This is a genomic window from Pandoraea sp. XJJ-1 (genome assembly GCF_026802345.1).
In the GTDB taxonomy this organism is placed as follows: domain Bacteria; phylum Pseudomonadota; class Gammaproteobacteria; order Burkholderiales; family Burkholderiaceae; genus Pandoraea; species Pandoraea cepalis.
Genome location: NZ_CP113827.1, coordinates 4,597,029 through 4,622,828 on the forward strand (window position 1 = coordinate 4,597,029; position 25,800 = coordinate 4,622,828).

General features: G+C 64.4%; 25 protein-coding genes, 1 tRNA gene and 1 pseudogene. 18 read left to right on the top strand and 9 right to left on the bottom strand.

The annotated features are described in order from the left end of the window. Positions 1-107: 107 nt before the first annotated feature. Positions 108-1,142 carry a cell division protein ZapE gene (gene zapE, locus OYT13_RS21205; protein ID WP_268566894.1) on the top strand — a complete coding sequence of 345 codons (1,035 nt, stop codon included), beginning with the start codon at positions 108-110 and terminating at the stop codon, positions 1,140-1,142. 3 nt (positions 1,143-1,145) lie between these two features. Here the strand turns inward: zapE and OYT13_RS21210 are convergent, their stop codons facing one another. Continuing rightward, on the bottom strand, positions 1,146-2,039 hold the full coding sequence (locus tag OYT13_RS21210) for a LysR family transcriptional regulator (protein ID WP_017234822.1): 894 nt from the start codon (positions 2,037-2,039) through the stop codon (positions 1,146-1,148). Positions 2,040-2,145: 106 nt separating this feature from the next. On the opposite strand from OYT13_RS21210, the gene OYT13_RS21215 reads away from it, so the two are divergent. The 3 genes from OYT13_RS21215 (at position 2,146) to OYT13_RS21225 (ending at position 5,770) form a co-directional block, all read left to right on the top strand. Then, on the top strand, positions 2,146-2,922 hold the full coding sequence (locus OYT13_RS21215) for an NAD(P)H-dependent oxidoreductase (RefSeq protein WP_017234821.1): 777 nt from the start codon (positions 2,146-2,148) through the stop codon (positions 2,920-2,922). 380 nt (positions 2,923-3,302) lie between these two features. Further along, positions 3,303-3,494 (top strand): hypothetical protein, encoded by a 192-nt coding sequence (locus OYT13_RS21220; protein ID WP_017234820.1) that lies wholly within the window; start codon positions 3,303-3,305, stop codon positions 3,492-3,494. A gap of 446 nt (positions 3,495-3,940) precedes the next feature. After that, positions 3,941-5,770: an EAL domain-containing protein gene (locus OYT13_RS21225; RefSeq protein WP_261939746.1), complete on the top strand. Its 1,830-nt coding sequence runs from the start codon at positions 3,941-3,943 to the stop codon at positions 5,768-5,770. A gap of 91 nt (positions 5,771-5,861) precedes the next feature. On the opposite strand, the gene OYT13_RS21230 is transcribed toward OYT13_RS21225, so the two are convergent. Next, the gene (locus tag OYT13_RS21230) at positions 5,862-6,650 is read right to left on the bottom strand and encodes a deaminated glutathione amidase (protein ID WP_150563649.1); all 789 of its coding nucleotides are present in this window, start codon (positions 6,648-6,650) and stop codon (positions 5,862-5,864) included. 436 nt (positions 6,651-7,086) lie between these two features. Between OYT13_RS21230 and OYT13_RS21235 the strand changes: the two genes are divergently transcribed. The 11 genes and pseudogenes from OYT13_RS21235 (at position 7,087) to trmB (ending at position 17,862) form a co-directional block, all read left to right on the top strand. Further along, positions 7,087-7,647: a hypothetical protein gene (locus OYT13_RS21235; RefSeq protein ID WP_268566895.1), complete on the top strand. Its 561-nt coding sequence runs from the start codon at positions 7,087-7,089 to the stop codon at positions 7,645-7,647. A gap of 29 nt (positions 7,648-7,676) precedes the next feature. Further along, entirely contained in the window at positions 7,677-8,264 is a 588-nt protein-coding gene (locus OYT13_RS21240; RefSeq protein ID WP_017234816.1) for a hypothetical protein, read from the top strand. 76 nt (positions 8,265-8,340) lie between these two features. Next, positions 8,341-8,873: pseudogene (locus OYT13_RS21245) on the top strand (transposase); the annotation flags it as partial. Between the two features lie 106 nt (positions 8,874-8,979). After that, positions 8,980-9,687: a VIT1/CCC1 transporter family protein gene (locus OYT13_RS21250; RefSeq protein ID WP_268566896.1), complete on the top strand. Its 708-nt coding sequence runs from the start codon at positions 8,980-8,982 to the stop codon at positions 9,685-9,687. A 487-nt stretch (positions 9,688-10,174) separates the two neighbouring features. Further along, positions 10,175-10,248 (top strand) — tRNA-Gly (locus OYT13_RS21255). A gap of 135 nt (positions 10,249-10,383) precedes the next feature. Next, the gene (locus tag OYT13_RS21260; RefSeq protein ID WP_268566897.1) at positions 10,384-11,340 is read left to right on the top strand and encodes an endo alpha-1,4 polygalactosaminidase; all 957 of its coding nucleotides are present in this window, start codon (positions 10,384-10,386) and stop codon (positions 11,338-11,340) included. 73 nt (positions 11,341-11,413) lie between these two features. Next, a complete protein-coding gene (locus OYT13_RS21265) occupies positions 11,414-12,211 on the top strand; it encodes a DUF3348 domain-containing protein (RefSeq protein WP_268566898.1) in 798 nt (265 codons plus the stop codon). Next, entirely contained in the window at positions 12,192-15,218 is a 3,027-nt protein-coding gene (locus OYT13_RS21270; RefSeq protein ID WP_268566899.1) for a DUF802 domain-containing protein, read from the top strand. Before OYT13_RS21265 ends, OYT13_RS21270 begins: the two co-directional genes overlap by 20 nt. Then, entirely contained in the window at positions 15,215-15,883 is a 669-nt protein-coding gene (locus OYT13_RS21275; RefSeq protein WP_017232113.1) for an OmpA family protein, read from the top strand. Before OYT13_RS21270 ends, OYT13_RS21275 begins: the two co-directional genes overlap by 4 nt. After that, positions 15,876-16,775: a DUF2894 domain-containing protein gene (locus OYT13_RS21280; RefSeq protein ID WP_268566900.1), complete on the top strand. Its 900-nt coding sequence runs from the start codon at positions 15,876-15,878 to the stop codon at positions 16,773-16,775. The genes OYT13_RS21275 and OYT13_RS21280 overlap by 8 nt, the downstream gene beginning before the upstream one ends. Before the next feature lie 286 nt (positions 16,776-17,061). Next, positions 17,062-17,862: a tRNA (guanosine(46)-N7)-methyltransferase TrmB gene (gene trmB, locus OYT13_RS21285; RefSeq protein ID WP_442796430.1), complete on the top strand. Its 801-nt coding sequence runs from the start codon at positions 17,062-17,064 to the stop codon at positions 17,860-17,862. Positions 17,863-17,910: 48 nt separating this feature from the next. Here trmB and OYT13_RS21290 read toward each other — a convergent pair whose 3' ends face one another. The 4 genes from OYT13_RS21290 to OYT13_RS21305 form a co-directional block, all read right to left on the bottom strand. After that, positions 17,911-18,753 (bottom strand): undecaprenyl-diphosphate phosphatase, encoded by an 843-nt coding sequence (locus tag OYT13_RS21290; RefSeq protein WP_017232116.1) that lies wholly within the window; start codon positions 18,751-18,753, stop codon positions 17,911-17,913. Positions 18,754-18,840: 87 nt separating this feature from the next. Further along, a complete protein-coding gene (locus OYT13_RS21295) occupies positions 18,841-19,482 on the bottom strand; it encodes a DUF1439 domain-containing protein (RefSeq protein WP_268566902.1) in 642 nt (213 codons plus the stop codon). A gap of 68 nt (positions 19,483-19,550) precedes the next feature. Beyond that, positions 19,551-19,814, bottom strand: a complete 264-nt coding sequence (locus OYT13_RS21300; RefSeq protein WP_150563639.1) for a YkgJ family cysteine cluster protein — start codon at positions 19,812-19,814, stop codon at positions 19,551-19,553. Between the two features lie 5 nt (positions 19,815-19,819). Beyond that, positions 19,820-20,602, bottom strand: coding sequence for an SDR family NAD(P)-dependent oxidoreductase (locus OYT13_RS21305; RefSeq protein WP_261939736.1), 783 nt, complete (start codon positions 20,600-20,602; stop codon positions 19,820-19,822). Between the two features lie 98 nt (positions 20,603-20,700). On the opposite strand from OYT13_RS21305, the gene OYT13_RS21310 reads away from it, so the two are divergent. From OYT13_RS21310 to OYT13_RS21320, 3 genes are read left to right on the top strand one after another with little or no spacing between them, the layout of a single operon-like run. Further along, positions 20,701-21,387 carry a TetR/AcrR family transcriptional regulator gene (locus OYT13_RS21310; RefSeq protein WP_017232118.1) on the top strand — a complete coding sequence of 229 codons (687 nt, stop codon included), beginning with the start codon at positions 20,701-20,703 and terminating at the stop codon, positions 21,385-21,387. Positions 21,388-21,447: 60 nt separating this feature from the next. Next, entirely contained in the window at positions 21,448-22,116 is a 669-nt protein-coding gene (locus OYT13_RS21315; protein ID WP_026131629.1) for a protein-L-isoaspartate O-methyltransferase family protein, read from the top strand. A gap of 33 nt (positions 22,117-22,149) precedes the next feature. Then, positions 22,150-22,473 (top strand): rhodanese-like domain-containing protein, encoded by a 324-nt coding sequence (locus OYT13_RS21320; RefSeq protein ID WP_017232120.1) that lies wholly within the window; start codon positions 22,150-22,152, stop codon positions 22,471-22,473. Between the two features lie 12 nt (positions 22,474-22,485). Here the strand turns inward: OYT13_RS21320 and waaA are convergent, their stop codons facing one another. The 3 genes from waaA to waaC are packed head-to-tail and all read right to left on the bottom strand — an operon-like array spanning position 22,486 to position 25,658. Continuing rightward, positions 22,486-23,793, bottom strand: coding sequence for a lipid IV(A) 3-deoxy-D-manno-octulosonic acid transferase (gene waaA / locus OYT13_RS21325; RefSeq protein ID WP_268567915.1), 1,308 nt, complete (start codon positions 23,791-23,793; stop codon positions 22,486-22,488). A 3-nt stretch (positions 23,794-23,796) separates the two neighbouring features. Further along, on the bottom strand, positions 23,797-24,684 hold the full coding sequence (locus tag OYT13_RS21330; RefSeq protein WP_268567916.1) for a Kdo hydroxylase family protein: 888 nt from the start codon (positions 24,682-24,684) through the stop codon (positions 23,797-23,799). A gap of 5 nt (positions 24,685-24,689) precedes the next feature. Further along, on the bottom strand, positions 24,690-25,658 hold the full coding sequence (gene waaC, locus OYT13_RS21335) for a lipopolysaccharide heptosyltransferase I (RefSeq protein WP_268567917.1): 969 nt from the start codon (positions 25,656-25,658) through the stop codon (positions 24,690-24,692). Positions 25,659-25,800: the final 142 nt, after the last annotated feature.

The following is a 25,800-nucleotide window of genomic DNA, read 5'->3' on the forward strand; positions in this document are numbered from 1 at the left end:
GGATTTCGCACCGCAGTCCAAATTAGCCGGAACCGCGCAGCGTCGGTATAGTGGCCCCCATTGGCCGGCCGGGTACGCCGGCTGCTGCTATCCGGAGTCTGCTTTACATGATCGACATTGCGCGCGTGACGCGGGCGCTGGCTGAGCGCCACGTCCGTCCCGACCTTCGTCAACGCGACGCCCTTGCCGCCCTCACGGCGCTGCTGGGGCGTGCCAAGCCGCCCTTCGACGGCGTTTACTGCTACGGACTCCCCGGGCGCGGCAAGAGCCTCGTCGTGGACGCCGCCTTCGCCGTCGCCGAGTGCGAGAAGCGGCGCGTGCACTTTCACGAATTCCTGCGCGACATCCATCGGCAACTCGTGCGCGAGCCGGCATGCGACGACCGACTCGCGGCGGTGGCGAATCGCTGGCTCCACGGCGTTGCGTTACTGTGTTTCGACGAATTTCACGTCCACGACATTGCCGATGCTTTCCTGATCGGGCGATTTCTCGACATCGCGCTGGCGCGGGGTGTGCGGCTGGTGCTGACGTCGAACTATGCGCCGCAGCAGTTGCTGCCGGACCCCGAGTTTCACGAGCGTTTCGAACCGACTATCGCCGTGATTCTGCAACGCTTCGCGGTCGTGCATTTCGACGGCGCCACCGACTACCGCATGGGCGGCGAAGCGGCACAGCTACCACGCTGGATCGCGCCCCCCGACGACGCCCGCGAGCTCTTGCCGCTGCGTTATGCCGAATTGGAGGGGCGACCCGCGTCAAATCCGTCGACGGTGACGATCGCCGGCCGTGCACTGCCGGCACAAAGCGCAGGCGCGCGCGTGCTGTGGGCCAATTTCGACGACCTTTGCGTCGCACATCGCTCGCATCTGGATTACCTCGCGCTCGCCGAGCGCTGGCCCTCCTTGATCGTGGGCGATCTGCACGTCGAACGGCTCCAGCGCCCCGACACCCTGCAACGATTCCTGTGGCTGATCGACATTTGTTATGACCGCCAACGCACGTTGCTGATCGCGTCCGACATGCCGCTCATTCCCGCGCTCGATGCGCTGCGCGACTGGCGCGATCTGTCGCGCACGATCAGCCGACTGGCCGAGATGGGATCGCGCGACTACGAGCGCCGCACGCTCGTTCGCCCGAGCTGAAGGTCACACAACGCTAGCGATGCATTCCCGCAGCCATTGATGCGACGGATCGCGATGCACACGCTCGTGCCAGTACATCGAGATCTCGAAGCCCCGCAGGTCGACGGGCGGCGTCGTCACCTGCAACGCCGGATCGTCGCGAACGAGGCGTTCGGGGGCCATCGCCACCAGATCCGTGCTGGCGAGCGCGGATCGCAGGAAGAGAAAATGCGGCACGGACAGGACGACGCGCCGCGATGCCCCTAGCCCCGCGAGAGCATCGTCAGTGCTCGCATGAAAGCCGCCTCCGTCCTGCGACACAATGACGTGCTCCAGCTCGCAAAACTGCTTGAGCGTGGGCCGTCGTTTGAGCTTCGGATGCCCGCGCCGTCCCACCAGAACATAGCGCTCCGCGAACAGGGCCTTGCGACGCAAGCCCTGTGGTGCGCCATCCGTTGTGTGAAACGCGATATCGACGATACCCTGCTCCGCCTGCCGGGCAACGCGCGACGGCGACAGATCGAACACCGCCAGCCGCGTGCGTGGCGCCGCCGCTCGCAGGCGCTGAAGCACCGGCAGTACCAGGGTCGACTCCGTGTAATCGGTGGCGGCGATACGCCAGGTCAAGTCGGCGTTGGCCGGATCGAAAGCCGCAGCGGGTGAGACGGCACGTGACAGCGATTCAAGCGCATCGCGCAACGGCCCGCGCAGCGCCTCTGCGCGCGCGGTGGGGCGCATGCCGCGCGGCCCCGGCAGCAAAAGTGGATCGCCGAGCAAATCGCGCAACTTCGCAAGATGCACACTGACCGCCGGCTGAGACATATACAGCCGCTCGGCGGCACGCGTCACGTTTTGTTCGGTAAGCAGGACATCGAGCGTGACCAGCAGATTCAAATCGATTCGTCGCAAATTATTCATGGTTATACCTGGCATATCAGGAATTCATTTCCAATATACCTTGCGTGCGCCTAACCTGCCTGTGTTCCCTGAGTCGAATGAACCCAATCGCAACGGAGTTTGAAAAATGAATGTATTGATCGTTTATGCCCACCCGCAACCGCGCTCGCTCAACGGCGCATTACGCGACTTTGCTGTGCAGCGACTCGAAGCGGCCGGGCACCACGTGCAAGTCTCGGATCTGTATGCAATGCAGTGGAAGAGCACCATCGACGAGGACGACGCGCCGCAACGCAATGCGAGCGAGCCGTTCCATGCGTCGCTCGACTCGAAGCATGCGTTCGCGAGCGGCACGCAGCGCGCCGACATCGCCCGCGAGCAGGCGAAGCTGCGCTGGGCGGACACGGTGATCCTGCAATTCCCGCTGTGGTGGTTCTCGATGCCCGCGATCATGAAGGGATGGTTTGATCGCGTGTATGCCTACGGCTTCGCGTATGGCGTTGGCGAGCACTCGAATACGCATTGGGGCGACCGCTACGGCGAAGGGTCGATGGCGGGCAAGCGCGCAATGCTCGTGGTGACGACCGGCGGCTGGGACTCGCACTACAGCGATCGCGGCATCAACGGTCCCATTGACGATGTGCTGTTCCCGATTCAGCACGGCATGTTGTTCTACCCGGGGTTCGACGTGTTGCCGCCCTACGTCGCCTTCCGTACGGGACGCATCGACGCCGAGCGCTTTGCACAGATTCAGCGCGAGCTGGGCGAGCGTCTCGATACACTCGCCACGACGGCGCCGATTCCCTATCGGCAGCAGAACCACGGCGCATACGACATTCCGGCGCTCACGCTCAAGGACAACGTCGCCACCGGACAGACGGGGTTTGCCGCGCATATCGGCTGACAGGGGGCGTGTCGTCGGATGCCACAGTCGGCGGGCGTTCGGCGGCACAAAGCATTGCGCGATGCGCGGAACACGCGTATAAGTGACAAAGAGAATCTCAAGTCTGACGCTAGTCCACACCGCGTCAATCTCCTCGATCCTTGCGAGATCCAATCAGTCGATCGAAGCGAATTCGATCACTTCGCGAGAACCGACCTACGTCGTTTGATGGGGTGCACGGTCCAAAAGCGTTGCAGGCATCGACAAACCAACCCAACTCAATAGCCCATCGCTACGCGACCGATCTTGTTCGTGAGCCATGTGCGGGTATCTCAGGCCCGACGCGAAATGTGCGTCGGTCAACGCGGCTCGCAGTTATCTCATCCATGTCAGGAGCACGAATGCTCACGCTGTCGAAGCAGGCCATAGTCGCTGCCATTTATCGCGTCATTCGCAATGACGACCCCCCGTCGGATGCCATCATTAACGCGCTGCTGGCGCGTGAACTGGTCTGCCGAGTGGGCGAGCGTCTCGAATTGACGCCGTATGGCAGATCGTACTGCCGGTCCGCCTACGTCCCCGCCTGGTGCTGATCGAAACGCGGTAACGCGTTAGCGCCTTACCGCGACAATGCGGCCGCTCATCGCCGCGGCCGGCCTCCAGGACTTGCCGCACGTCAGCGTGCCGGCGTGTCGAGGTGTCTGCGCGCTCTGTCGGCACCCTTTGTCGGCACCCTCTCTCCGCGGCCATCAGCGCTCCATGCCCGATGCGCTCTCGCCAATCCATCTCCGTGCGCTATCTATTTGTCGACGATCCCCGCTGGGATCGTCAGGTGAAACCACGGTAGCATGGCGGCCGGCCGTGCAGTATGCTCGTCGCTGGACGCGGCCTGCGGATTTCCAACTGCCGGTCGTTAATTCCTTCAAGGCAAACCACAGATCCGCCGACGTTCATGGTCACGCAAGACGACGAGATGCAATCTCCCGGTGTTTCAGCGAACGTCGAAAAGTTCTGGCACCCGCTTCAGGATCCTGCGTCCGTGAGCGAGGGACGAGAGATGTACGGCATGGCCGGGACGCCACAACTCGCGGCGCTCTTCGCCGAGGTGCAACGCCACGCCGCAGCGATCGTCAGCCAGTTCCACGATGGACTTGCATGCCTGCCGGCGTCCCAGCGTATTCTGAATCACCTGACGCCAGCGGAAATGCGGTACGCCAAATCGCGCCAAACCCAGCGACTATGCGCGCTTTCGGCGCCTTCGCTGACGGCTGCCGATCATCGTGCGCAAGCCATCAGGGCCGGGCGTACGCATGCCATTGTCGGGCTCAACTGGGAAGATCTGGTTCGAGCCCGAGGGGTCCTTGGCGAAGCCATCGTCAAATACATCGATACAGCGGCGCATGGCGAGGCGCTATGTCTGCTGAGCCGGCGCATGAACCAGGATCTCGCCTGGCAGGCCGAGGCCTATCAGCGCCTGCAGATCTCCCGTCATGCAGTATTGCAGCGCGTCACGTTGCTGGCGTGGAGAACGGAAAGTTATACCGACCTGATTAGCCAGGTGGTCCAGATTCTGGGTGAACACGACGAGATCGCCGGCTGTGCGGTGGGCCGGCCGGATCGTCAGGGGGTGTTTCGCTTCGAATTGGCGGCTGGCGGCACCATCGAGCGCTATCTCGCCGGGATCGAAAAAACGGCGCCCATCACTGTGGGCAATTCGTCCGGCAGTCAGGGGCCCACGGGGCGTGCTTGGCGCAGCGGCCATGTGGTGCGCTCGCTCAATATTGCGAACGATCCGAAGATGGTGCCGTGGCGGGCCGCGGCCTTGCCGGTCGGTTTTCATTCCTGCATTGCGATTCCCCTGCACCAGCCGGGCGAACCCACGGCCGCCATCCTGAACCTGTACAGCCCCTTGCCCGGCGCACTGACCGGCGCCGATCAGATTGCCTTCGTTTCCCTGTTGCAGACGATTCTGGGCTTCGCCATTGCCGGCACCGAGCGCCTGGCCGGCCATACCCGCACCGTGCCTTATACCGTTCGGCAGCGTTGGTCCAAGCTTCTCGGGACTGACGCGCTGAAGATCCACTATCAACCGCTGCTTGATCTCAAAACGGGGCAAGTGACCAAGGTGGAGGCATTGGCCCGCTTGCAGGATGGCGATCGCCTTCTGGCACCTGGCGAATTCTTCCCCGCCCTGTCGTCCGAGGACTTCCTCACGCTATACAAGCGCGGGCTCGAGCAAGCACTGTCGCAGCGCCGCCTCTGGCTGCGCGCAGGTTTCCCGCTGAGCGTCTCCGTGAACTTGCCATCGAGCGCACTTGGCGACATCCGCTATTTCAAAGTCACGGAGCGGGCGCTCAAGAAGAGCGGTGCCGCGCCAAACCAGTTGACGCTGGAAGTGCTGGAAACCGATGCCTTCCCGCTCGGCGTGGACGTATCGCAGGAGCTGGCGAAGTTCAAAGCCTTGGGAATCCAGTTGGCAGAGGACGATCTGGGTTCGGGCTATAGCAGTCTGACGCGCCTGCGCGAAGTGCCGTTCGACCTGGTCAAGATCGACCGGGACATCGTGAGCGCTGTCGGTCGGGATCCCCTGGAGACCCTGCGCTTCACCTATCAGTTGATCCAGTTGGGACACTCGTTGAACAAGGCCGTCGTGGTGGAAGGCATCGAAGACGAGGGCATGCTCGAGGCGGTCGTGATTCTCGGCGCCGATATCGCCCAAGGGTATGCGATTGCGCGCCCGATGCCGGCCGAAGCGTTGACCGAATGGATGGCGTGCGTGCCGAGCGTGCCCGATACACACGCGCCAAGTACGGTGCTGGGCAAGTTGGCGGCGCAGTTGCTGCTCGAAGCGCGCAATCGGTTGATGTAATGGTGGCTTCGTCCGACATGGCCGACATCGTCACTCGGCTTGCCCGGCACGTCAGCCGTTCATGCCATGCGCTGAGCCGGCCCGACACGCCCTAAAGTTGCGGCGCTGCGAAGCGACGATTCTCGTTGCAAGGCAGGACGCGACGCGCTTCGGCGATGCGGGCCGGATCGAGGTCGACAAGCAGGAATGCGGGCGCTTCCGCCGCGCGCGCGACAATCACGCCCAACGGGTCAACGACCATGCTTGCGCCGATATTGCGGGGCCCGCATTCCCCCGACGCCACCAGATAACACGTGTTCTCCAGCGCACGCGCGGTGCACAGGGTTTCCCAATGCGCCTCCTTGAGCGGCCCCCTCACCCACGCGGCCGGCAACACCAACACGTCGGCGCCATCGAGCGTGAGGCGTCGCGCCAGCTCGGGGAAGCGCACGTCGTAGCACGTCATCAGGCCAACCTTGAGGCCGCAGACGTCGACCAGCGGCGGTACCTCGTTACCGGGGACCACGTTTGTCGACTCCTTCACTGAAAACGCATCGTAAAGGTGGATCTTCTTGTACTCGGCGATGATTTCGCCGTCGCGCAGTGCGATCAGGACATTCCACACCTTGCCGTCAGCGGTCGCGGGCACGTGCACCGTCATCATCGTCGTGAGGTGGTTGCCTCGACTTGCTTCGCGCAAGGCGGTCACGAACTCGCCGTCCAATGGCTGCGCGGCGCGGCGCACCAGGTCAGGGTCGGCGATGTCGCGCGCCAGCACGCCCTCGGGGAGTACCAGCAGGTCGGCACCGGCGGCGCGTGCCTTGGCCATCCATTGCAGGCAGGTCTGCGCGTTGATAGACGCATCTGCGGCAACGGCGAATTGTCCAATGGCTGCTTTCATGACTTTCTCTCTCAAGACGGATGCGACTCAGGCCCAATCGGAGGACGGGGCGCGGATCGGCTGAATTCCAGAGCATGGGAATGGGGAACGTAGCTCAACTTTGCTTAAGTATGCCAGTTCGACAGTTTGCACCTCGCACGCGAACGGGGCACTCGCTCGGCATCGCCTACGGCGGGCCTGGCGTTGCACGATTCTGATGCCAAGCCCCCCCTCAAGCGTCTCGATCGCCCCAGGCGCTATCCGTCAGGCGCAGGTTGACAGCACACGATATTGTCGCTTGTTGCATCGTTCGCATATCGATCTGTTTTCATGTGAAATGCCATTGACACCACATTATTCAAGCCAATATTATTAGTTCGCATTACAAATAAATTAAAAACTCGCCACGATGCCACATCAAGGTATTCGGGCGTTCGTCAGTATTTCGGGGAGATTCATGTTCAAGAAGATCGGAGTTGCCGTTGCGGTGATCTTCACCGCAATGTTGTGCGCATGTTCCACTACTGCACCGAACTACAGCGCGTCATTGGATAACGTCGACAAGCTGAAGATCGGCGGCGACTACAAGGCCGCAGTCGGGAAATTCACGCCGGCGCCCGGCTTGAAGACCGAAACCGGTATTTCACTGAGAGCGATGACGATGTCGTCGCCGTATGGCGACTCCTATAGTCAGTATCTCGCCGAAGCGATCAAGCAGGAGCTGTCGCTGGCGGGCAAGCTCTCGCCCAATTCGCCTGTTCGCATTACCGGCACCTTGCTGCAGAACGACGTCGACGCCGGCCTTGCCACGGGCAAGGGCACCATCCAAGCACGCTTTGTCGTGACCCATGGCGATCAAACGCGCTACGACCAGGTGAAGTCGGTGGAGACGGAGTGGTCGTCAAACTTCGTTGCGGCCATTGCCATTCCGCGAGCCACCGAGGCCTACCCCAAGCTTGTGCAGAAGCTGCTCACGTCATTGCTCAATGATGATGCGTTTCTGAAAGCACTCCAATAAACAAGCCAAGCTACTGGGGAAGATGAAAGATGAAATTTTTCAAATGGTTGGGCGTCGTATTTGCCGTGACACTGGCGTCGGGTTGCGCTCATCAGGTCAGCATGAGTCCCGACATTGCGGCGATCGATGCACCGGAAGGCGCCACGCGCATTGAAAAGCACGTCGGCTACGTGATCACCGATCAGTCACGTGCACTGATCGTGACGACCCCCGGCGGTGGTGGCGACAAGGTCCGCTACAAGCCGTACGCTGATGCCGAAACCGCCTTCTACAAGGTGCTTTCGAACGTATTCACGAACGTGACACGCCTGAAGTCTGTCGATGTCGCTGCCTCGACGAAGGAAAGCGCGCTCGCCTACGTCATTGTGCCGACGATAACGACGGATTCCTCGTCGGCAAGCTTGGTCACGTGGCCCGCAACGGATTTCACGGTGAATCTGAAGTGCGAAATTCGCAACCTGGATGGCACGATTTTCGCCACGCGGACCGTGACCGGCACCGGCCATGCAGACTTCAGCGAATTCAAGAGCGACTTTTCGCTCTCCGGTCGTCGAGCTGCCGCAGACGCGATGCTCAAGCTACAGGACACCCTGCTGAAAATGCCGGAACTGCGCTAAATCGCTGGCGGGTCGTGGTGGTCGATTGTAGTGGTCTAATCGCCCCCGGACACCAATTTAGGCGAGAATACTCGCCATGGAGAGGTGTCTGATAAGCAAGCAACGTCGTACGTTTTCCCCTGAGTTCAAGCGCAGTGCTGCGTCTCTAGTCCTCGACCAGCGCTATAGTCACGTCGATGCCAGCCGGTCGGTCGGCGGCGCGGAGTCGGTTCTGCGCCGCCGGGTTCAACAACTGCCCCAGGAACGGCGAGGCATCACGCCTCGGCGTCCTGCAATGACGCCAGAGCGGCAGCGCATCCAGGAGTTGGAAGCGTGGGTTGAACGCATCGAGAGGGAGAAGATCATTTTAAAGAACGTAGGGTCTGCCCCGGATTTGCAAGTAGCTGGTTTACCGTCTCGACAAAACATCGTTTGCGTCAATGTATCCGGCCTGTTGGCGCAGTACATATCTGCTGGCCATGATGAAAGCAACCTGGCAACCACGCATACAAGCGCGCTACGCTGGAGCGCATCGACATTCCGGACGTCTTGAATCGCGAGCTCGAAGTGGCGGCGTCGAATCAAGTCTGGTGCGGCGACATCACGTATTTATGGGCGCAGGAGCGCTGGCGTTGCCGACGACGTCATGCGCGACAGCACACGGGTTCGCAGGCTTCCCGAGGCGTCGCAGCTGAACGGATTGCCCAAAGCTACTTCACATGGATCGGAATCTTCAATGACAAAGTTTCACCATCGTGCCCATCCTGAAAGTCACCGCACTGAACATATCGGCTGGCTGCGCGCCGCCGTCCTTGGGGCCAATGACGGCATCATTTCCACGGCCAGTCTGGTCGCCGGTGTGGCCGCGGCCCATGCAAGCCACTCCAGCATCCTGACCACGGCCGTGGCGGGATTGGTGGCAGGCGCCATGTCCATGGCTGCCGGCGAGTTCGTATCGGTCTATTCGCAGGCCGACACAGAAACGGCGGATTTGATACGGGAGCGTGAGGAACTGAGGCACAGCCCGGAGGCAGAGCATCGGGAACTGACGGCCATCTACGTGCGGCGTGGCCTGGATCAGCAGCTCGCGGATCAAGTCGCCACGCAGTTGATGGCGCACGATGCGCTGGGCGCGCATGCGCGCGATGAACTGGGCATCTCGGAAACGTTGAGCGCGCGCCCGCTGCAAGCCGCAATGGCGTCTGCTGGGAGCTTCGCCGTGGGCGCGGCCATGCCGCTAGCTGTGGTTCTGCTGGCGCCGGAGCAGAGCCTGCTCTATTGGATCGTGGCGACGGCGATTCTCTTCCTGGCCCTGCTCGGCGCTGCCGCTGCTGCCGTTGGCGGAACTCCTCTCTTCAAAAGTGCGCTGCGCGTGGCTTTCTGGGGCACCTTTGCGATGGCAGTGACAGCGGGCGTGGGGGCCATGTTCGGGACCACTGTTTGATCTCAGAGCAGCGGCGGCCAGGAATTGGGGGGCCGGTGTATCCGTGCGACTTGTCGTGTGGATACATTCCCCATCCGGTCCCGAGGATATCTCGCAAGACCGTGAACGAATCCTTTGACGCGCGTGTTGACTTTCCGATGGCGGACGCGATGGACGGAAAAATGCAATTCTCGTCGCTACGGTTTTTTGAGGGGACGTCAATACGCTTCTCCAATCGCCGGCGCCCACATCAGGCGCTTGGGATGCCCCCCCCGACTGAGGCATTTGCATTAGCCGCTTAACCTGTGCAGGTTTCGCTGGGTCATTACATTCATGCTGACCTCATCGGAGGCCATAAATTATGGCTCGAAGATGTCTACGAAAGGCTGGTCGGTCCAAAGCGCCAGCGATGGGAATCGATCCCAAGACTCTCACCCCAGAATCGTACACACTTACGAAACACGCTGATTGCCAAGAACCCCAATCCCCGCGTAAAATAGCGAACTTCGCGGGCGTCGTATAATGGTAATACCCTAGCTTCCCAAGCTAGAGCCGTGGGTTCGATTCCCATCGCCCGCTCCACGAATTTTTCAGCAGCATTCGTAGCACTCATCGATCAGCCGTCTTGCAGACGGCTTTTTTGCGTCCATCGCATCCATGACGACTCACGCCAGGCAGGTCAATCTACACGGATTCCCACAGCGCGCGCGAGCCCCGATGTCATGGCTGCGCTGCGTTCTGTGCTTTCTCCTCGCGCTCACGGCCCTGGTGTCGTCCGCGCAAACGCCCACACAACCCCGAGCGGCCGTCGCCGCACCGACCGGTCGCGATATCGGCATCGGTGCCCCATGGGTCAGCTACTACGGCAACGTCGCCCACCTCGACCTCGCCCGCGTGGCGAAGACCTTCCGGCTCATCGATATCGACGCCGACCCTGATCAAGGCAACGTCACGCCTGCACAAATCGCCACACTCAAGGCCGACGGCACGAACCGCGTCATCAGTTATCTCAATCTCGGCGCCTGCGAGCGCTTTCGTTCGTACTGGCAGCACGCCCCCGCCGGCTTCCTCCCCTGCGGCCGGAACCGCCGCGCGCATCTGGGCCGCTATGACGGCTACCGTGATGAAACCTGGATGAACCCGTCCGACTCGGCGTACCGCAAGCTCATCGTGTCGTACGTCGCGCCGCGGTTGATTGCGCAGGGCGTCGACGGTTTCTATCTCGACAATCTCGAACTGATCGAGCATGGCGTGCGAACCCGAAACGGCCCCTGCGACGCCACTTGCCAGCAAGGCGCGCTCGATCTGGTGCGCGAACTTCGCAACGCCTTCCCCGACAAGATCCTCGTCATGCAGAACGCCACCGGCCCGGCAACGCGTCAGGGCATCACCGGCGGCGTCGCCTTCACGTCGCTGCTCGACGGCATTGCGCACGAGGAGGTCTACGCGCCAACGTACGACGCCGCCGTCGAGCGCGAATTGCTGACGTGGTCACGGGAGCACCCCGGCGTGCGAGGTCGCAAGCTCTGGATCGGCACGCTCGACTACGTCGGTGGATGCGGCAACGCGCGCCAGGCGAAAATCGTCTTCGCCCGCAGCCGGGCGCATGGCTTCAGCCCGTCCGTGAGCGACGCCAGCGCAGGCCAGAACGTAGTGTGTTACTGGGGCTTCTGAGGCAACGGACGGGCAAAGGGCAAGCGAAGGGCGCGCGCAGTGTAAACTGCTGGGTTTTCTACCCCCCAGTGAAATGGTGCAAGTGCCCCGGCGTCCCGTTATCAGCGCCCCGACACTCATACGCTCGCTGGCCCGTCTGAGCACGTTCGCGCCACCTGAGGCCGCGCCGTCGCTCTCGGACCGCATGAGCCAGTGGCTGGGCTGGACCGACGCCATCGCCCTGTCGTCGGCCCTCAAATCCGCCCCGCCGGCCGCAACGCCCGGCGCGCACGCGGCTGCGCACGATCCGGCCAGCGAACTGGCACGCGTGCGTGCAGACCTCGCCGCCGCCATCGCCCGCGATTGCGGCCTGGCCGCCGCGCCCGGCGGGCAGATCCGCGCCCTGAGCGCCGCCGAGCGTCAACGAGCCGCGTCCTTCGCGGAATTTCCCGCCTATCGTCAGCGCTACGCGACCTCGCAACAGACGATGGATACGGCGATCAGCGCCCTGCGCACCCGCCTGCGCGCACAGTTGGCACGCCGCGTGCCGCACGCCGCCCGACTCGCCAGCGTCGACGCCGTCATGGAACGTGTGATGGCCGCCCGTGAGCGCACACTTCTCGCCGGTGTACCGAATCTGCTCGAAGGGCACTTCGTGCGACTGCGCGATACGGAACAAGCCGCCATGGCCGCCCCGCGCGTGCCCGGCGCGCCGCCTCTCGCGCCCGCCGGCACATGGCTCGACACCTTTCACCGGGACATGCAGAGCATTTTGCTCGCAGAACTGGATATACGCCTCGAACCGATCGAAGGGCTGATCGCCGCCCTCGCCTCGGCGCCCCCCGGCGAAAACGTTAGTGAACCCGGACAACATGACCCGTTACCTCGTTGATCTCGTCGCCTTTGTCGCAGGCCTGGCCGTCGTCGGCTGGATCGCCATCGGCTATGCAGGCACCAACCCGCTCGCGCTGGCCGTCGCCCTGCTCATCGCCGCCGTCTATCTCTTCGGCGCCCTCGAACTCAAACGCTTCCATCAAGCGACGGATGCTCTCGCCAACGCCGTCTCCGGCCTGAATTCCCCCCCCGCGTCGCTGCCGTCGTGGCTCGACACGCTGCCGGCCGGCCTGCGCACCGCCGTGCGTCTGCGCGTCGAAGGGGAACGCGTCGGCCTGCCCGGCCCCGCCCTCACGCCCTATCTGGTCGGCTTGCTCGTGCTGCTCGGCATGCTCGGCACCTTCCTCGGCATGGCCGCCACCTTGCGCGGCACCGGTCTCGCGCTCGAAGGCGCCACTGATCTCGAAGCCATCCGCGCCTCGCTCGCATCGCCCGTCCGAGGCCTCGGCTTTGCGTTCGGCACGTCGGTGGCCGGGGTCGCCACGTCCGCGATGCTCGGCCTGCTCGCCGCGCTCGCCCGCAAGCAACGCGCCCAGGTCGTGCAATCGCTCGACGCGCGCATCGTCACGACGCTGCGCGGCTTCTCGCGACAGCATCAGCGCGACACCACGCTGCAATTGCTTCAACAGCAGGCGACGGTCATGCCCGCCCTCGTCGACCGTCTGCAAGACATGATGGCCGCCATGGAGCGCCAGAGTCAGTCGCTTGGCGAACGGCTCGTCGCGAATCAAGACGCCCTGCACGCCAAGACCGACGCCTCGTACGCGCAACTCACCAACGCCATGCAGCAGTACCTGAAGGACAGCGTCGCAACGACGGCCAACGCGGCCAGTGCCGCCATCCGCCCCGAGGTCGAGGCGACGATGGCCAGCCTCGCGCGCGAGTCGGCCTCGTGGCACCAGACCGTGTCCACCGCCATGCAGGATCGAATGGACGGTCTGTCGGATCGCTTCGAGGCCACCACCGCCCGCGTGGCAAATGTCTGGACGGATTCGCTCGACGCTCAGTTGCGCACCAATGAATCGCTTGCCACCGAACTGCGCGCCGCGCTGGGCGAATTCACGCAAACCTTCGAGACGCGCTCATCCCGACTGGTCGACGACGTCGCCGCCCGGCTCGAAACCGTGACCGGACACGTCAGCGCCGCGCATGCGGGTGTTGCGCAAACGTGGGAGACGTCGCTCGCCGCGCAGCAGCGCACCAACGATGCCCTCGCCAAGGAACTCGGCAGCGCACTGGCCCAGTTCGCACAAACCTTCGAGGCCCGTTCGGCCAAACTCGTCGACGAGGTCGCCACGCGTCTCGAAACCACAGCCGGGCAAGTGAGCGCCTCGCACGCCGGCGTTGCGCAAACGTGGGAAACGTCGCTCGCGGCACAGCAACAGACCAACGATGCGCTCGCCAAGGATCTCGGCGCCACGCTTGCGCAATTCGCCCAGACCTTCGAGACCCGCTCCACCGACCTGCTGGCCAATGTCGCCTCGCGTCTCGACAATGCGACCGGCAGCATCGCCACGGCGCAGACGACCGTCGCCCAGGCATGGGAGCAAGCCCTCGCCCAGCAGCAGCGCTCGCACAACGCCCTGACGCAAGACCTCGGCACCGCGCTGGAAAGCTTCGCCCAGACGTTCGAAGCCCGCTCCACGGCCTTGCTCGGCGACGTGGCCGCCAAGCTCGACGCCGCCAGCGGAAACGTCAGTGGCGCGCACGAGCGCGTCGCCCAGGCGTGGGATCAATCGATCGCGCTGCAACAGCAAGCCAACGCCGCCCTGAATACCGAACTCGGCGCCGCACTCGCGCGCTTCACCGAGACCTTCGAGCAACGCTCGGCGCACCTGATCGATGGCGTGAGCCTGCGCACGGAAGGCGCGATGCACAGCGTGTCGGAGACGGCCAGCGTCGTGTCCGGCGAGTGGAAGCAAGCCCTCACCGCGCAACAGTCCGCCAACGACGCACTCGCCCGCGATCTGGCGAGCGCGCTTGCCCGCTTTGCGGACACCTTCGAGGCACGCGCGTCGCAATTGCTGCAAAGCGTCTCGGCGCAGATGGATGCAACGTCGACCCACGTCGCGCAAACGTGGCGCGACGCGATCGCGGAGCACGCGCGCACGAGCGAACGGCTGGCCGACGGCAACCAGCAACTCGTGGCCGCGACGACCAGCGTCTTCACGGACCACAGCGCGTCATTGCTGCAAGCGCTTCAGGAAGCCAACGCGGCCCATCACGACGCCACGGCCGAGCGCGAAACGCAACGCCTGTCGGCGTGGACGCAAACGCTCGAAGGCACGCTCGCCACGCTGCGCTCGGAATGGCAGCAGGTCGGTGAGCACAGCGCCAGCCAGCAACAGGCCATCTGCGACACGCTCGCGCGCACTGCGCTGGAGATGTCCGAACAGACGCGCGCCCACGCCAGCGACACGCTCGCCGAAATTTCGCGTCTGGTGCAGACCGCGTCCGAGGCGCCGAAGGCCGCCGCCGAGATCATTGGCGAGCTGCGCCAGAAACTCTCGGACAGCATGGTGCGCGACAATGCCATGCTCGAAGAGCGCTCGCGTCTGCTCGACACGCTGGGCACGCTGCTCGACACCGTCAAGCACGCGGGCAACGAGCAACGCGCCGCGGTCGACGACCTGGTGACGACGTCCGCACAACTGCTCGAACGTGCCGGCACGCATCTGGGCGACGCCATCGCCGCGCAAACGGAGAAGCTCACCGCCGCGTCGGCGCAGGTCACCGGCAGCGCGGTGGAAATCGCGAGCCTGGGCGACGCTTTCGGCGCCGCCGTGCAATCGTTCGGCGAATCGAACGCGCAACTGCTCGACCACCTGCAACGCATCGAAGCCGCGCTCGACAAGTCGATGGCGCGCAGCGACGAACAACTCGGCTACTACGTTGCGCAGGCCCGCGAAGTCGTGGAGCTGAGCGTGATGTCGCAAAAGCAGATCCTCGAAAACCTTCAGGAACTGGCGCAAACGCGCTCACAACCGGGTAGCGCGGCAGCATGAGAGACGATTTCGACGCGGACATCGGGGACAGCGGCGAGGTCGGTGCGGCAGCGCCGACATGGGCCGTCTTCGGCGACCTGATGTCGGTGATGCTCGGCGCGTTCGTGCTCATCATGCTCGGTGTGATCGGCGTGCAGATCGAACTCTCCGCCAAGCTCGATCGTGAAGTGAAGGAGCGCCGGGCCGAAACGCAACGCCGCGAGACGCTCGAGAAAGCGCTGGCCGGCCCCCTCGCAGGCGGGCGCGTCACACTGGTGAACGGTCGTATCGGCATCAGCGGCAATGTGCTTTTCGCGCTGAACTCGGACCAGTTGCAACCGCAGGGGCGTGAAGTGCTGCGTAGCCTGGCCACCCCGCTGGCAGCCTATCTCCGGGCGAGCGACGAGATTCTCATGGTCAGCGGCTTCACCGACGATCAACAGGTGCGCGAAACGAACCGGCGATTTGCCGATAACTGGGAGTTGTCGGCCCAGCGTGCGCTCACCGTGACGCGCGAATTGATCGCCGCGGGCGTGCCGCCGTCGTCGGTCTTCTCCGCGGCGTTTGGTTCGGAACAGCCCGTTACGTCGAACCGCGACGAGGCCGGTCGCGCGAAGAACCGCCGCGTGGAAATCGCGCCGATGCCACGCAGCAGCGCCAGCAACGCGGGCAAGCCCCATGCGTGACGCGATGCCCGCCGAGGTTGGCGCCGCGCAGGCGTACGAGGCAACGGACACGTTGTCCGAGCAACTCGCCGCATGGCGGGCGCACGGGGCCGACAAACGAGACCCGGTGCGCTTTCATCGCATCGAAGCGTTGGCGCTGCGCAGCCGTGCCTTTCGTGGCGACGTGCGGCGCGTGCTCGACGAACGTCTGGCGGCACTCGCCGACGCGTTTGCGCAGTCGCTTGGCGCGGCCGGCGCCGAATCTGCCGTATCTGACGCATCACCCGCATCGCCCGCATCGCCCGCATCGCCCGCATCGCCCGCATCCGCCGATGATGCTGCCCCGACGACACAACGTCTCGCCTCACCGCTTGCAGAATTGACAGCGAGCATTGCGCAACGCGTGGCCCCCACCCGTGAACGGTCCGCTCCGCCGACGACGTCTCACGCCGTTAAAGCCGCAACGCCGCCAGGCCGGACGCTGCGCGATGGCTCCAGCACCAGCACCACCGATACCGTTCAGCCGGTCAGCGGGAGCACGGCACTGCCGAAACGCCCCGTCGCGCCGCCCGCCCCCGTGGCGCTTACACCGACGGTCATCGCCACCGACGATGCCTTCGACGACCTCGACGTCCTCGAATATTTCCGCGAGACGTGGTCGAAAGTGAGCACCGACGGCAATCTGCGTCAGTCGCTTGCCCAGGTGCCGGAGAACGCCGGGCCGCTCAACTCCAGCCATCTGGTACACCGCGCACTGTCGTTGATGCACGACATCTCGCCCGACTATCTGCGGCACTTCCTGCGCCACGCCGACGCGCTCTCCTGGCTCGAAGATATGGAGACCACCGGCGTGCTTGGCAACAAGCCGGCAGCTCGCGCGGCGGCCAAGCCGTCGCGCACGAAGACGCGCTAACGCCTGCGCGGACATAGCCCGCGTCGGTTGCCGTCGCAGGCACAGATTCCGGGCCCTCGTGCCATGCGTCTACGCTCATTGCGGGCCGCTCGCCTGGCTTGTGCACGACGTCAACTTGCCAGTGAAGGACGTTCCGGGAGATAATCGGGCCCGTTCCCGCCGCCATGGCACGGGAAAAACTTTCGAAAAATCATCGTGTTGGGTGCCGACTCCGGCCGCAATGCCGGATGTGCCGCCCGCCGCAGCATTCCTCGACAAGCCGTCGCCCAGACGGCTTTTTGTTTCCATGACGAACCACGGACAACCGCCGGCTGACGACGCGCCACCGGCCCACGACGACGACGCCGACTTGGGCGCGTCGCAATCCAACGCCACGGGCGACGACGACACGCACGTCGATCCGAACGACGTGGCGCACCCGCGCCGCATTCGCAGCTTCGTGCGTCGCGCAGGGCGCAGCTCCGAGGCGCAAAAGCGCGCGTTCGACGTCCTCGGCCCGCAGTTCCTGCTGCCCTACGCGCCTGAGCCGCTCGACTGGCCCGCCGCCTTCGCGCGCGCCGATGCGCCTCGCATTCTCGAGATCGGCTTCGGCATGGGAGACGGCACGGCGTACATTGCCAAGCTGCGTCCGGAAGACGATTTCCTTGGCGTCGAGGTGCACGAGCCGGGCGTGGGCGCATTGCTCAAGCGCATCGGCGAAACGCCCTTGTCGAACGTACGCATCGTTGCGCATGATGCCGTGGAAGTCGTGCAGCACATGCTGCCCGAAGCCTCGCTGGACGGCGTGCACGTTTTCTTCCCCGATCCGTGGCACAAGAAGCGCCACCACAAGCGCCGCCTGCTGCAGCCGCCGTTCGTGGCGCTGCTCGCGTCGCGCCTGAAGCCAGGCGGCTACCTGCACTGCGCAACGGACTGGCAGGAATATGCCGAGCAGATGCTCGAAGTGCTCGGCGGCGAACCCACGCTTGAAAACACGGCGGCCGACTATGCACCGCGTCCCGACTATCGTCCAGTGACGAAGTTCGAGAATCGCGGCCTGCGCCTCGGTCACGGCGTGTGGGATCTCGTGTTCCGCAAACGCGGCTGAGACGCGTCGCCAGAGACGACACGGGGCACCACGCGGTGCCCCATTTTTTTAGTCGGCCCAGACTACCCAACCGCTGTAGCCCGTCGCCAGCACCACGAGACCGAACACGATGCGATACCACGCGAACGCCGTGAAGTCGTGCGACGCGATGTAGCGCAGCAGCCAGCGCACACAAATGAAGGCGCTGATGAAGGCGGCAATGAAGCCAATGCCGAACAGGCTGAAGTCGTCGACCGAGAGCGTCGCGCGCGCCTTGTAGAGTTCGTAGACGGTCGCGCCGAACAGGATCGGGATGGCGAGGAAGAACGAGAACTCGGTCGCCACCTTGCGCTCGAGCCCGAACATCATGCCGCCGATGATCGTTGCCCCTGAGCGCGACGTGCCCGGCACGAGCGCGAGACATTGCGCGAGGCCGACTTTCAGGGCGTCGACGACTGACAGGTCGTCCATCGAATTCACGCGCGGGCGCTTGCCCGCTTCGGCGTTGCGACGGTTATGCCGCTCCACCAGCAGGATGACCACGCCACCGACGATAAACGCCGTGGCGACCACGGTGGGGTTGAACAGCGCGGCCTTGATGTGCTTGCCGAGCCACAGGCCGAGCCCGATGGCGGGCAGGCACGCGACGATCACGTTCACCGCGAAGCGGCGCGCCTTGGCATCGCTGCCGAGGCCGGCCACGACCTGTGCGATCTTCTCGCGATACTCCCAGCACACCGCGAGAATGGCGCCGAACTGAATCACGATTTCGAAGACCTTGCCCTTCTCGTCGTTGAAGTCGAGCAGGCTGCCCGCCAGAATCAGGTGCCCGGTCGAGGAGATCGGCAAAAATTCGGTCAGACCTTCCACGACACCGAGAATGAGGGCTTTGAACGCCAGCAACAAGTCCATGCAATGAGTTCCTGAGAAGGTGCGAATTGCGAATAGGGGAATACGGGAAGCGAGAGCGATGCGCCAGGCCGCGTCGGACGGACCGCGTCAACGCGCATCGAGTTTGACGTTCACGCCATGTGAGCGCACGGTGATCGCGCCCGGCTGTCGCGCCACGCCGCCGATGTTCAGTTGCTCGGGCTTGAACGTGTAAAGCGGCGCGCCCTGCAGCCATTGCGTCGCGATCAATGCCCCGGCGGCGTTCAATTGACGCGACCAGCGCTCGGGCAGACCGTCGACCGTGAACGTCTCCACCTCCGGATCGCGCAGCACGACCGACATCGTCGCCGGGTCGTACGCCAGCGCACTCTCGATGGCGAGCGTGCCGGTGAGCGGCGCACCACCGAACGGGTGCGTCACCGTCGCGTCGACGGACACCGCCAGACGATTGCGTGCCGGCAACAAGGTCAGACGCGGATGCGAGAGGTTCACGTCGAGCACCGCCAGCACGCGACGGTCGAACGGAAATTTCCGGTCGAGCGCGCGTTGCAACTGGCTTTCGGAGAAGGTGTAGTCGTTGCCGAAAGGCAACCCCGCGCAGGCGCTCAGCCCTGCGGCGAGCGCCGTCGCGCCAGCCAGCGCCAGCCAACGACGGCGCGTGAGGCGACTCGGGACGCGCAAGGCGTCCTGCGACGCAAGCCCGTCGCACTGCTGACGAATTCGCTGATCTGGATGAGCACTACCCGGCATGACAAAGTCCGCGACTGGGCGCCTGGCGCCCGACACGCGCGACTATAGCATTCGCATACGGCACGCCACTACGGCGTCGCCGGCGCGGTCATCGTCTCGAGCTGCGTTAGCCAGGCGATGGCCTGCGCACGATCGTTCCCGCACATCTCGGCCGAGGGCTGCAACGATCCACAGACCGCCGGACGCAGCGGGCTGCCGAAAATCCGGCAACGGTCTTCGTCGTCCAGTTGCACGCAACGGGTGTTCGCCGGCTTGCCGTTCGGCATGCCGGGAATCGGCGTCGAGATGGAAGGCGCGATGCAGCAGGCCGCGCAGTGAGGACGACACTGCATGACGCTCACCACGGCAAGCGGCCTGCGCCGTCGAAGAAGCCGCCCGTCACCGGCCCGCGCTCGCCGAGCGCCAGCATCAGCACACTGCGCGCGCCTTGCGCCACCCCCTGCCGCGCACGCTTGCCGGCCGCGTCGACCGTCAGATCGGCGGGCGCGCCCGGATCGACCGAATTCACCGTAATCGACGTCTCACGCAAGGTTTGCGCGAGCTGCACCGTCAGCATGTTCAAGGCCGCCTTCGATGCGTTGAACCCGATCTGCCGGAACGCCGCATGCTCCCACGCCGGATCGTTGTTGTGCGCCAGCGAGCCCAGGCCGCTCGACACATTGACGATATGCGCCCGCGCGGAGCGCGCGAGCCACGGCAGCATGGCTTGCGTAACGCGCAAGGTGCCGAAGAAATTGGTCGCGAACACCCGCTCGACGGCTTCGATGGAGGCTTTCTCAGGCGCGTCGTCGCGCGGATCGGTCACGGCCGCGTTGTTTATCAGCAGGTCAAGTCGACCGTAGTAGCGGCCAATCCGATAGGCCGCCGCATGCAACGTCTCGGGCTGCAGCAGGTCGATCACGAGCGTCTCTGCCTGAAAACCCGCCTTGCGCAACGGCTCGACCACCTCGTCGCCCTTCGCGGGCTCGCGCGCGCCCACCAGCACCGTCATGCCCACCTCGGCCAGCCCGCGCGCGACTTCCTGCCCAATACCCCGGGTCGCGCCCGTGACCAGCGCCACACGTCCCAGATGGCGTTCGGCATCCGCGCGCACCGTATTCTCGATGGCGTCCCGTTTCATCCCTGCTCCCGTCGATTGACCTGTTGTGTTGCGCCCGGCCGCACGCAAATTTGTTAGCATTGAGTTTATGAAGAATCCTTCAGTTTTTCCATTCGCATATGAAAGCTGACAGCCGAGGCCCCGCAACGCCCCGTAAGACGCCGCAGCAGGCGCGTTCGCGGGTCACCATCGACGCCATTTTCGAAGCGGCGCTTCAGGTTTTGCTGCTCGATGGCGGGCGTCAATTGACCACGACGCGTGTGGCCGAACGGGCGGGCGTGTCGGTGGGCACGCTGTACCAGTATTTCCAGAACAAACAGGTACTGCTCTATGCGGTGCTCGGGCGGCACATCGACCGGATCGTCGAGACGGTGGAGGCGACCTGTCTGGCCTCGCACGCCCAGCCGCTGGAAACGATGGCGCAGACGCTCGCCAAGGCGTATGTCGGCGCGAAGATGACGGACATCGAAGAAGCCCAGGCGCTGTACCGGCTCTCGGAAGATCTCGATGGGCGGGAAGTGTTTGCGGGGGCGTCCACGCGCATGCACGTGGCCGTCGTCGCTATGCTGAAAACAGCGCAAAACGCGCATTTCGACGATCCCGAGACCGTCGCGTTCGTGTTCCTGAACTCGATGACCGGGCCCATCAAGGCGATTCTTGAGAATCGCGCGCCCGCAGGTACCTGTTATGCGACGCTCGCCAGCCAGATCGCCGATCAGATGGCGACGATGTGCGGCGCCTATCTGCATCGCGTGGCCAGGGCGGCTGACGACGCCGAGGCGACAAAAGTTCACGCAGTCACATGACTACCGCCCGGAACTGGTAAAATGCCGGGTTGTGTTTGCCTACTACCCACGGTAATCGAAATGAATTACGAACAGGCCCGCTTTAACATGATCGAGCAGCAGATCCGTCCTTGGGATGTGCTCGACCAAGAAGTGCTCAATCTGCTCAAGCTCGTCAAGCGCGAGGAATTCGTGCCGACGGCCCAGCGCGCACTCGCGTTCACCGACGTCGAACTGCCGCTGCCGGGCGCAGCGATTGCCGACAAGAGCCAGCACATGATGTTTCCGCGTGTGGAAGCGCGCATTCTGCAAGCGCTCGCGCCGAAGAAGCACGAGAACGTGCTTGAAATCGGCACGGGGTCGGGCTATATGGCCGCACTGCTGGCCTACAATGCGCACCACGTGACGAGCGTCGAGTTCGACGCCAATCTCGCCCAGACGGCCCAGCAGACGCTGCGCGCCAATGGCGTGACCAACGTGGAAGTCGTCAACGCCGACGGCGCGCAAGGCTGGAGCGCCGCCGCGCCCTACGACGTGATCGCCATTTCGGGCGCGCTGGTCGAGCTGCCGCAGGCGTTCCTCGATCAACTCAAGGTGGGCGGCCGTCTGGCAGCGTTCATCGGGGGTAGCCCGGTCATGGAAGCCGTGCTCATCACGCGCGTGTCCGAGACCGAATACCGCCGCGAAAACCTGTTCGAGACGCAAGTGGCCTATCTGGTCGCGACGAAGCCGTCGAGCTTCAAGTTCTGAGCCGGGTCGCGACCCAAACGACACACGACCATCATGCAAAACATTACACCGGCGCAATTGGCCCAGTGGCTCGCTGACGGGGAGCGCGGCCAACCCACGCTGCTCGACGTGCGTGAAGATTGGGAGGTGCAGACCTGCCGCATCGCCGAGAGCCGGAACGTACCGCTTGGCGACGTGCCCGCCCGTCTGACGGAACTCGACGCCGAAGCGCCGATCGTGTGCATCTGCCATCACGGCATGCGCAGCGCTCGCGCCGCGATGTTCCTGGAACAACAAGGCTTTACCCAACTGTTCAATCTGGACGGCGGAATCGATGCCTGGGCGCGCCAGGTCGACCCGTCGATGCCGACCTACTGAACCTGCGCGACGTCAGTCCTGCGGGACGGCAAGGCCCGCGTCGAGCCAACGCCCCAGCGCGGTGACGGTACGCGCGGTCGCGCCCTGATGCTGTTTCGCGAACAACATGGCGGCCGTGCGCATCGCGAGCCGCCGGTCGTCGTCGACCAGCAACTCGGCCAGTGCCGTCGTAAGGTCACCGGCGTCGCTCACCCGTCGCGCGGCGCCCGCCGTCAATGCGTTCTCGCTGGCCTGCGTGAAATTGAACATGTGCGGACCGAAGACGACCGGCGTGCCCGCCGCACAGGCTTCGATCAGGTTCTGACCGCCCAGCGGCAGCAGGCTGCCGCCAATGAACGCGATGTCCGCCGCCGAGAAATACGCGGCCATCTCCCCCATCGAATCGCCGAGAACCACATCGACATCCGCGGGCAGCGACGTGTCGTCGTCAGCCCATGTGCTGCGACGAACGTAGTGAATTCGCACTCGATCCAGCATCTCGGCCACCTCGTCGAAGCGCTGTGGATGTCGCGGCACGAGCACCAGCAACGAACGCCTCCCCACCTCCGAGGACGCCGCCAACATGGCGCGCGCCTGAAGCACCAGCGACTCCTCGCCGTCACGCGTACTCGCGGCCAGCCAGACCTTGCGCTCACCGAAACGCTCGCGCCAGCGCGCCCCCAGCGCAAGCTGCGCGGGCGGTGGCGTCATGTCGAACTTGAGGTTGCCCATCACGTCGACGTCGTTCGCGCCCAGCATGCGCAAACGTTCGGCATCGGCATCGCTCTGCGCAAACACGCGGCTGAATCCGCCGAAGACAGGCTTGGCCGCATCGCCGAAGCGTGCTGCACGCCGGAACGAGCGCGCCGACATCCGCGCGTTGGTCAGCACCAGCGGCACGCCACGCTCGCGGCACGTGAAGATCAGATTCGGCCAGACTTCCGTCTCCATGACCACGCCGACACTCGGCCGCCATTGCTTCAGGAAGCGTTGGATCGGCCCGACCATGTCGTACGGCAGATAGCAGCGCAGCACGCGATCGCCGAACAGGGTCTCCCCGGTCGCGCGTCCGGTGGGCGTCATATGCGTGAGCAGGATGCCGTGCGACGGATAGCGCTCGAGCAGCGCATCGATGAGCGGCTGCGCGGCGCGCGTCTCGCCGACGGAGACGGCGTGCACCCAGATCAGCGGGCGACCGGTGTAGGGCGGCGCGTCGTAAAACCCGAAGCGTTCGCCGATGTGACGACGGTATCCGGGCTCGAAGCGGCCGCGCCACCATAGCCGCACCACGGCCAGCGGCGCGACGATCCACCAGAGCGCGCGATAGACGAGACGCAGCAACATTCAGATGAGCGCCCGATGCGTGAGACGTTGCAAAACCGCCAGCGGCGAGCACTCGGGGTGCACCATCGCTTCGGCGGGAAGGAAGAAGGTCTGCTCCATCATGAACTGGCCCGACATCACCGCATGCGACGTCTGGTCCGAGAAGCAGATCCACACACTGCCCGGCGGGAACGGCATGGTCTGCTGTTCGGCGTCGCGCTGGTAGTCTATGTCGGCTTTCATGCCGTCGTGCAGATGCAGCATGATGTGGTCGTAGCCGCTGCGTTCACGCTTGGTGATGCCCACCACGTTCTGCAGCCACGCGGAGCCCGGCCATTGGGTAGGCACTTTCGGCAGGAAGCGTTTGGCCACCGTTTCGAACGGCTCGCCCACACGCCAGACGCGCGGCTGCCCTGCCGGGTTGACGTTGGTGAACACGCGCAGAATGCGCTCGCCGTAGTTCGGGCGCGACGGAAAGGCGTCGACGTGCAGTCGGCTGTCGTCCTTGCGCCACGACGTCTGGCGCGTTTCAACCCGATGCAGACGCAGACTCGTGGGCGCCGCGCGCAACTTGCCGCGATACTCGGGCAACAGACCGTCGATCAGGCTGCACGCCTGCGTGTAGTAACGCTTGACCAGCGCATGGACGGCGCGCTGCGTGCTGTCGTCGGCGGCCACACCGACCAGCACGTCGGACTTGGGATCGAGGCTGATGTTCTTGCGCTTCGGATCGGCAATGGCCGGATCGAGCAGGCGCTGCTCCGCGGCATCGATCGCGAAGGCCAGGTGCGGGAAATACAGCACCTTGCCGGCCTCGACATCGGCCACCAGCGTCTCGCGCGGCACCGACAGTTGCCCTGCCTGCCAGTCGCCGGATTCCACGGTAACGATCTGGCCGCTTTCATTCATTTGGCTCATGCGCTTCGGTCCTCCCGGGGCGCGCCGTCGCCGCTCGGCACAGGCCGCAGCGACAGTGCGAGCTGGCGCACGGCGTCGCGGACTTGCGCGAGCGTTGGCTTGTGCGCGGCGTCGCCAAGATTGACAATGCGCGGCGACCAGAATCCGCCGGTGCGCCACGCGGTGCTGAAATTGTATAACTCGATGGTGGGACGGTTCAGTGCTGCGGCAATATGCACCAGCCCCGTATCCACGCCAACGGTGATCGCGCCGCGATCGATGAGGCCAACGACCTGCGACAGATTCATCTTCGGCGGCACCCAGGCGTCGTCACCCAGCGCGGTGGCCAGTCGCAGCGAGACCTCGCGCTCCGCCGCACTGCCCCACGGCAATACGATCCGCAACCCTTGCGACGCCAGATCGCGACCCAGCGCAATCCAGTCGTCTTCCGGCCACGTTTTGTCGTCGCGCGACGTGGCGTGCACGAACACCGCATACGGATAGTCCGGACACTGGCTGTGGTCGGCGCGCTCGGTGGCAATGCCGAAGTCGATCTCGTCGGTTACCTTGAACCCCATCGCTTCGGCCACCAGCAGCCGCGAGCGCGTAACCACATGCGTGTGCGGCTCGATGCGCACGGTATGCCGGTAGAGGTAACGCACCGGCCACTCGTAGCTGGCCCCTTCGGTCCGGTTGCCCAACCCCCACACGGCGCCGCGTGCCGTGCGCGCGATCCAGCCAGTCTTGATCAGACCCTGCGTGTCGATCACGTAGTCGTAAGGGGTTTCGCGCAAGGCGCGGCGAAAGGCGCCGATCTCCTGCCACGTGCGTGCGGCGAGCGGCTGCTTGCGCCAGCGGCGCAACGCGAAAGGAATGACCCGGCGCACCCCGCGCACGAGTTTGACGAGGTCGACGAAGCCCTCTTCCACCACCCAGTCGATCTGGGCGTCGGGATGGTGGCGCACAATGTCCTGCACCACGGGCATGTTATGGACGACGTCGCCGAGCGACGAGACTTTGACGATCAGAACCTGCAACCGCACGCCCCGGCGGTTCGGCCGGGCCTCGTGAGCAAAACCGCGATTTTACCCCGACCCGGCCCGCCGAACAGCGTTGATTGCGCCGTTC

What these genes read in the sequence shown, in the direction of transcription:
- OYT13_RS21250 (WP_268566896.1), top strand. Translation starts at nt 8,980, where the DNA reads ATGACAAAGTTTCACCATCGTGCCCATCCTGAAAGTCACCGCACTGAA.
- OYT13_RS21300 (WP_150563639.1), bottom strand. Translation starts at nt 19,814, where the DNA reads ATGCAGTGTCGTCCTCACTGCGCGGCCTGCTGCATCGCGCCTTCCATC.
- OYT13_RS21240 (WP_017234816.1), top strand. Translation starts at nt 7,677, where the DNA reads ATGAAATTTTTCAAATGGTTGGGCGTCGTATTTGCCGTGACACTGGCG.
- OYT13_RS21295 (WP_268566902.1), bottom strand. Translation starts at nt 19,482, where the DNA reads ATGCCGGGTAGTGCTCATCCAGATCAGCGAATTCGTCAGCAGTGCGAC.
- zapE (WP_268566894.1), top strand. Translation starts at nt 108, where the DNA reads ATGATCGACATTGCGCGCGTGACGCGGGCGCTGGCTGAGCGCCACGTC.
- OYT13_RS21210 (WP_017234822.1), bottom strand. Translation starts at nt 2,039, where the DNA reads ATGAATAATTTGCGACGAATCGATTTGAATCTGCTGGTCACGCTCGAT.
- OYT13_RS21275 (WP_017232113.1), top strand. Translation starts at nt 15,215, where the DNA reads ATGAGAGACGATTTCGACGCGGACATCGGGGACAGCGGCGAGGTCGGT.
- OYT13_RS21235 (WP_268566895.1), top strand. Translation starts at nt 7,087, where the DNA reads ATGTTCAAGAAGATCGGAGTTGCCGTTGCGGTGATCTTCACCGCAATG.
- OYT13_RS21310 (WP_017232118.1), top strand. Translation starts at nt 20,701, where the DNA reads ATGAAAGCTGACAGCCGAGGCCCCGCAACGCCCCGTAAGACGCCGCAG.
- OYT13_RS21330 (WP_268567916.1), bottom strand. Translation starts at nt 24,684, where the DNA reads ATGAATGAAAGCGGCCAGATCGTTACCGTGGAATCCGGCGACTGGCAG.
- OYT13_RS21320 (WP_017232120.1), top strand. Translation starts at nt 22,150, where the DNA reads ATGCAAAACATTACACCGGCGCAATTGGCCCAGTGGCTCGCTGACGGG.
- OYT13_RS21270 (WP_268566899.1), top strand. Translation starts at nt 12,192, where the DNA reads ATGACCCGTTACCTCGTTGATCTCGTCGCCTTTGTCGCAGGCCTGGCC.
- OYT13_RS21315 (WP_026131629.1), top strand. Translation starts at nt 21,448, where the DNA reads ATGAATTACGAACAGGCCCGCTTTAACATGATCGAGCAGCAGATCCGT.
- OYT13_RS21265 (WP_268566898.1), top strand. Translation starts at nt 11,414, where the DNA reads ATGGTGCAAGTGCCCCGGCGTCCCGTTATCAGCGCCCCGACACTCATA.
- OYT13_RS21280 (WP_268566900.1), top strand. Translation starts at nt 15,876, where the DNA reads ATGCGTGACGCGATGCCCGCCGAGGTTGGCGCCGCGCAGGCGTACGAG.
- OYT13_RS21305 (WP_261939736.1), bottom strand. Translation starts at nt 20,602, where the DNA reads ATGAAACGGGACGCCATCGAGAATACGGTGCGCGCGGATGCCGAACGC.
- OYT13_RS21290 (WP_017232116.1), bottom strand. Translation starts at nt 18,753, where the DNA reads ATGGACTTGTTGCTGGCGTTCAAAGCCCTCATTCTCGGTGTCGTGGAA.
- OYT13_RS21220 (WP_017234820.1), top strand. Translation starts at nt 3,303, where the DNA reads ATGCTCACGCTGTCGAAGCAGGCCATAGTCGCTGCCATTTATCGCGTC.
- OYT13_RS21230 (WP_150563649.1), bottom strand. Translation starts at nt 6,650, where the DNA reads ATGAAAGCAGCCATTGGACAATTCGCCGTTGCCGCAGATGCGTCTATC.
- OYT13_RS21215 (WP_017234821.1), top strand. Translation starts at nt 2,146, where the DNA reads ATGAATGTATTGATCGTTTATGCCCACCCGCAACCGCGCTCGCTCAAC.
- OYT13_RS21260 (WP_268566897.1), top strand. Translation starts at nt 10,384, where the DNA reads ATGTCATGGCTGCGCTGCGTTCTGTGCTTTCTCCTCGCGCTCACGGCC.
- waaC (WP_268567917.1), bottom strand. Translation starts at nt 25,658, where the DNA reads ATGCCCGTGGTGCAGGACATTGTGCGCCACCATCCCGACGCCCAGATC.
- trmB (WP_442796430.1), top strand. Translation starts at nt 17,062, where the DNA reads ATGACGAACCACGGACAACCGCCGGCTGACGACGCGCCACCGGCCCAC.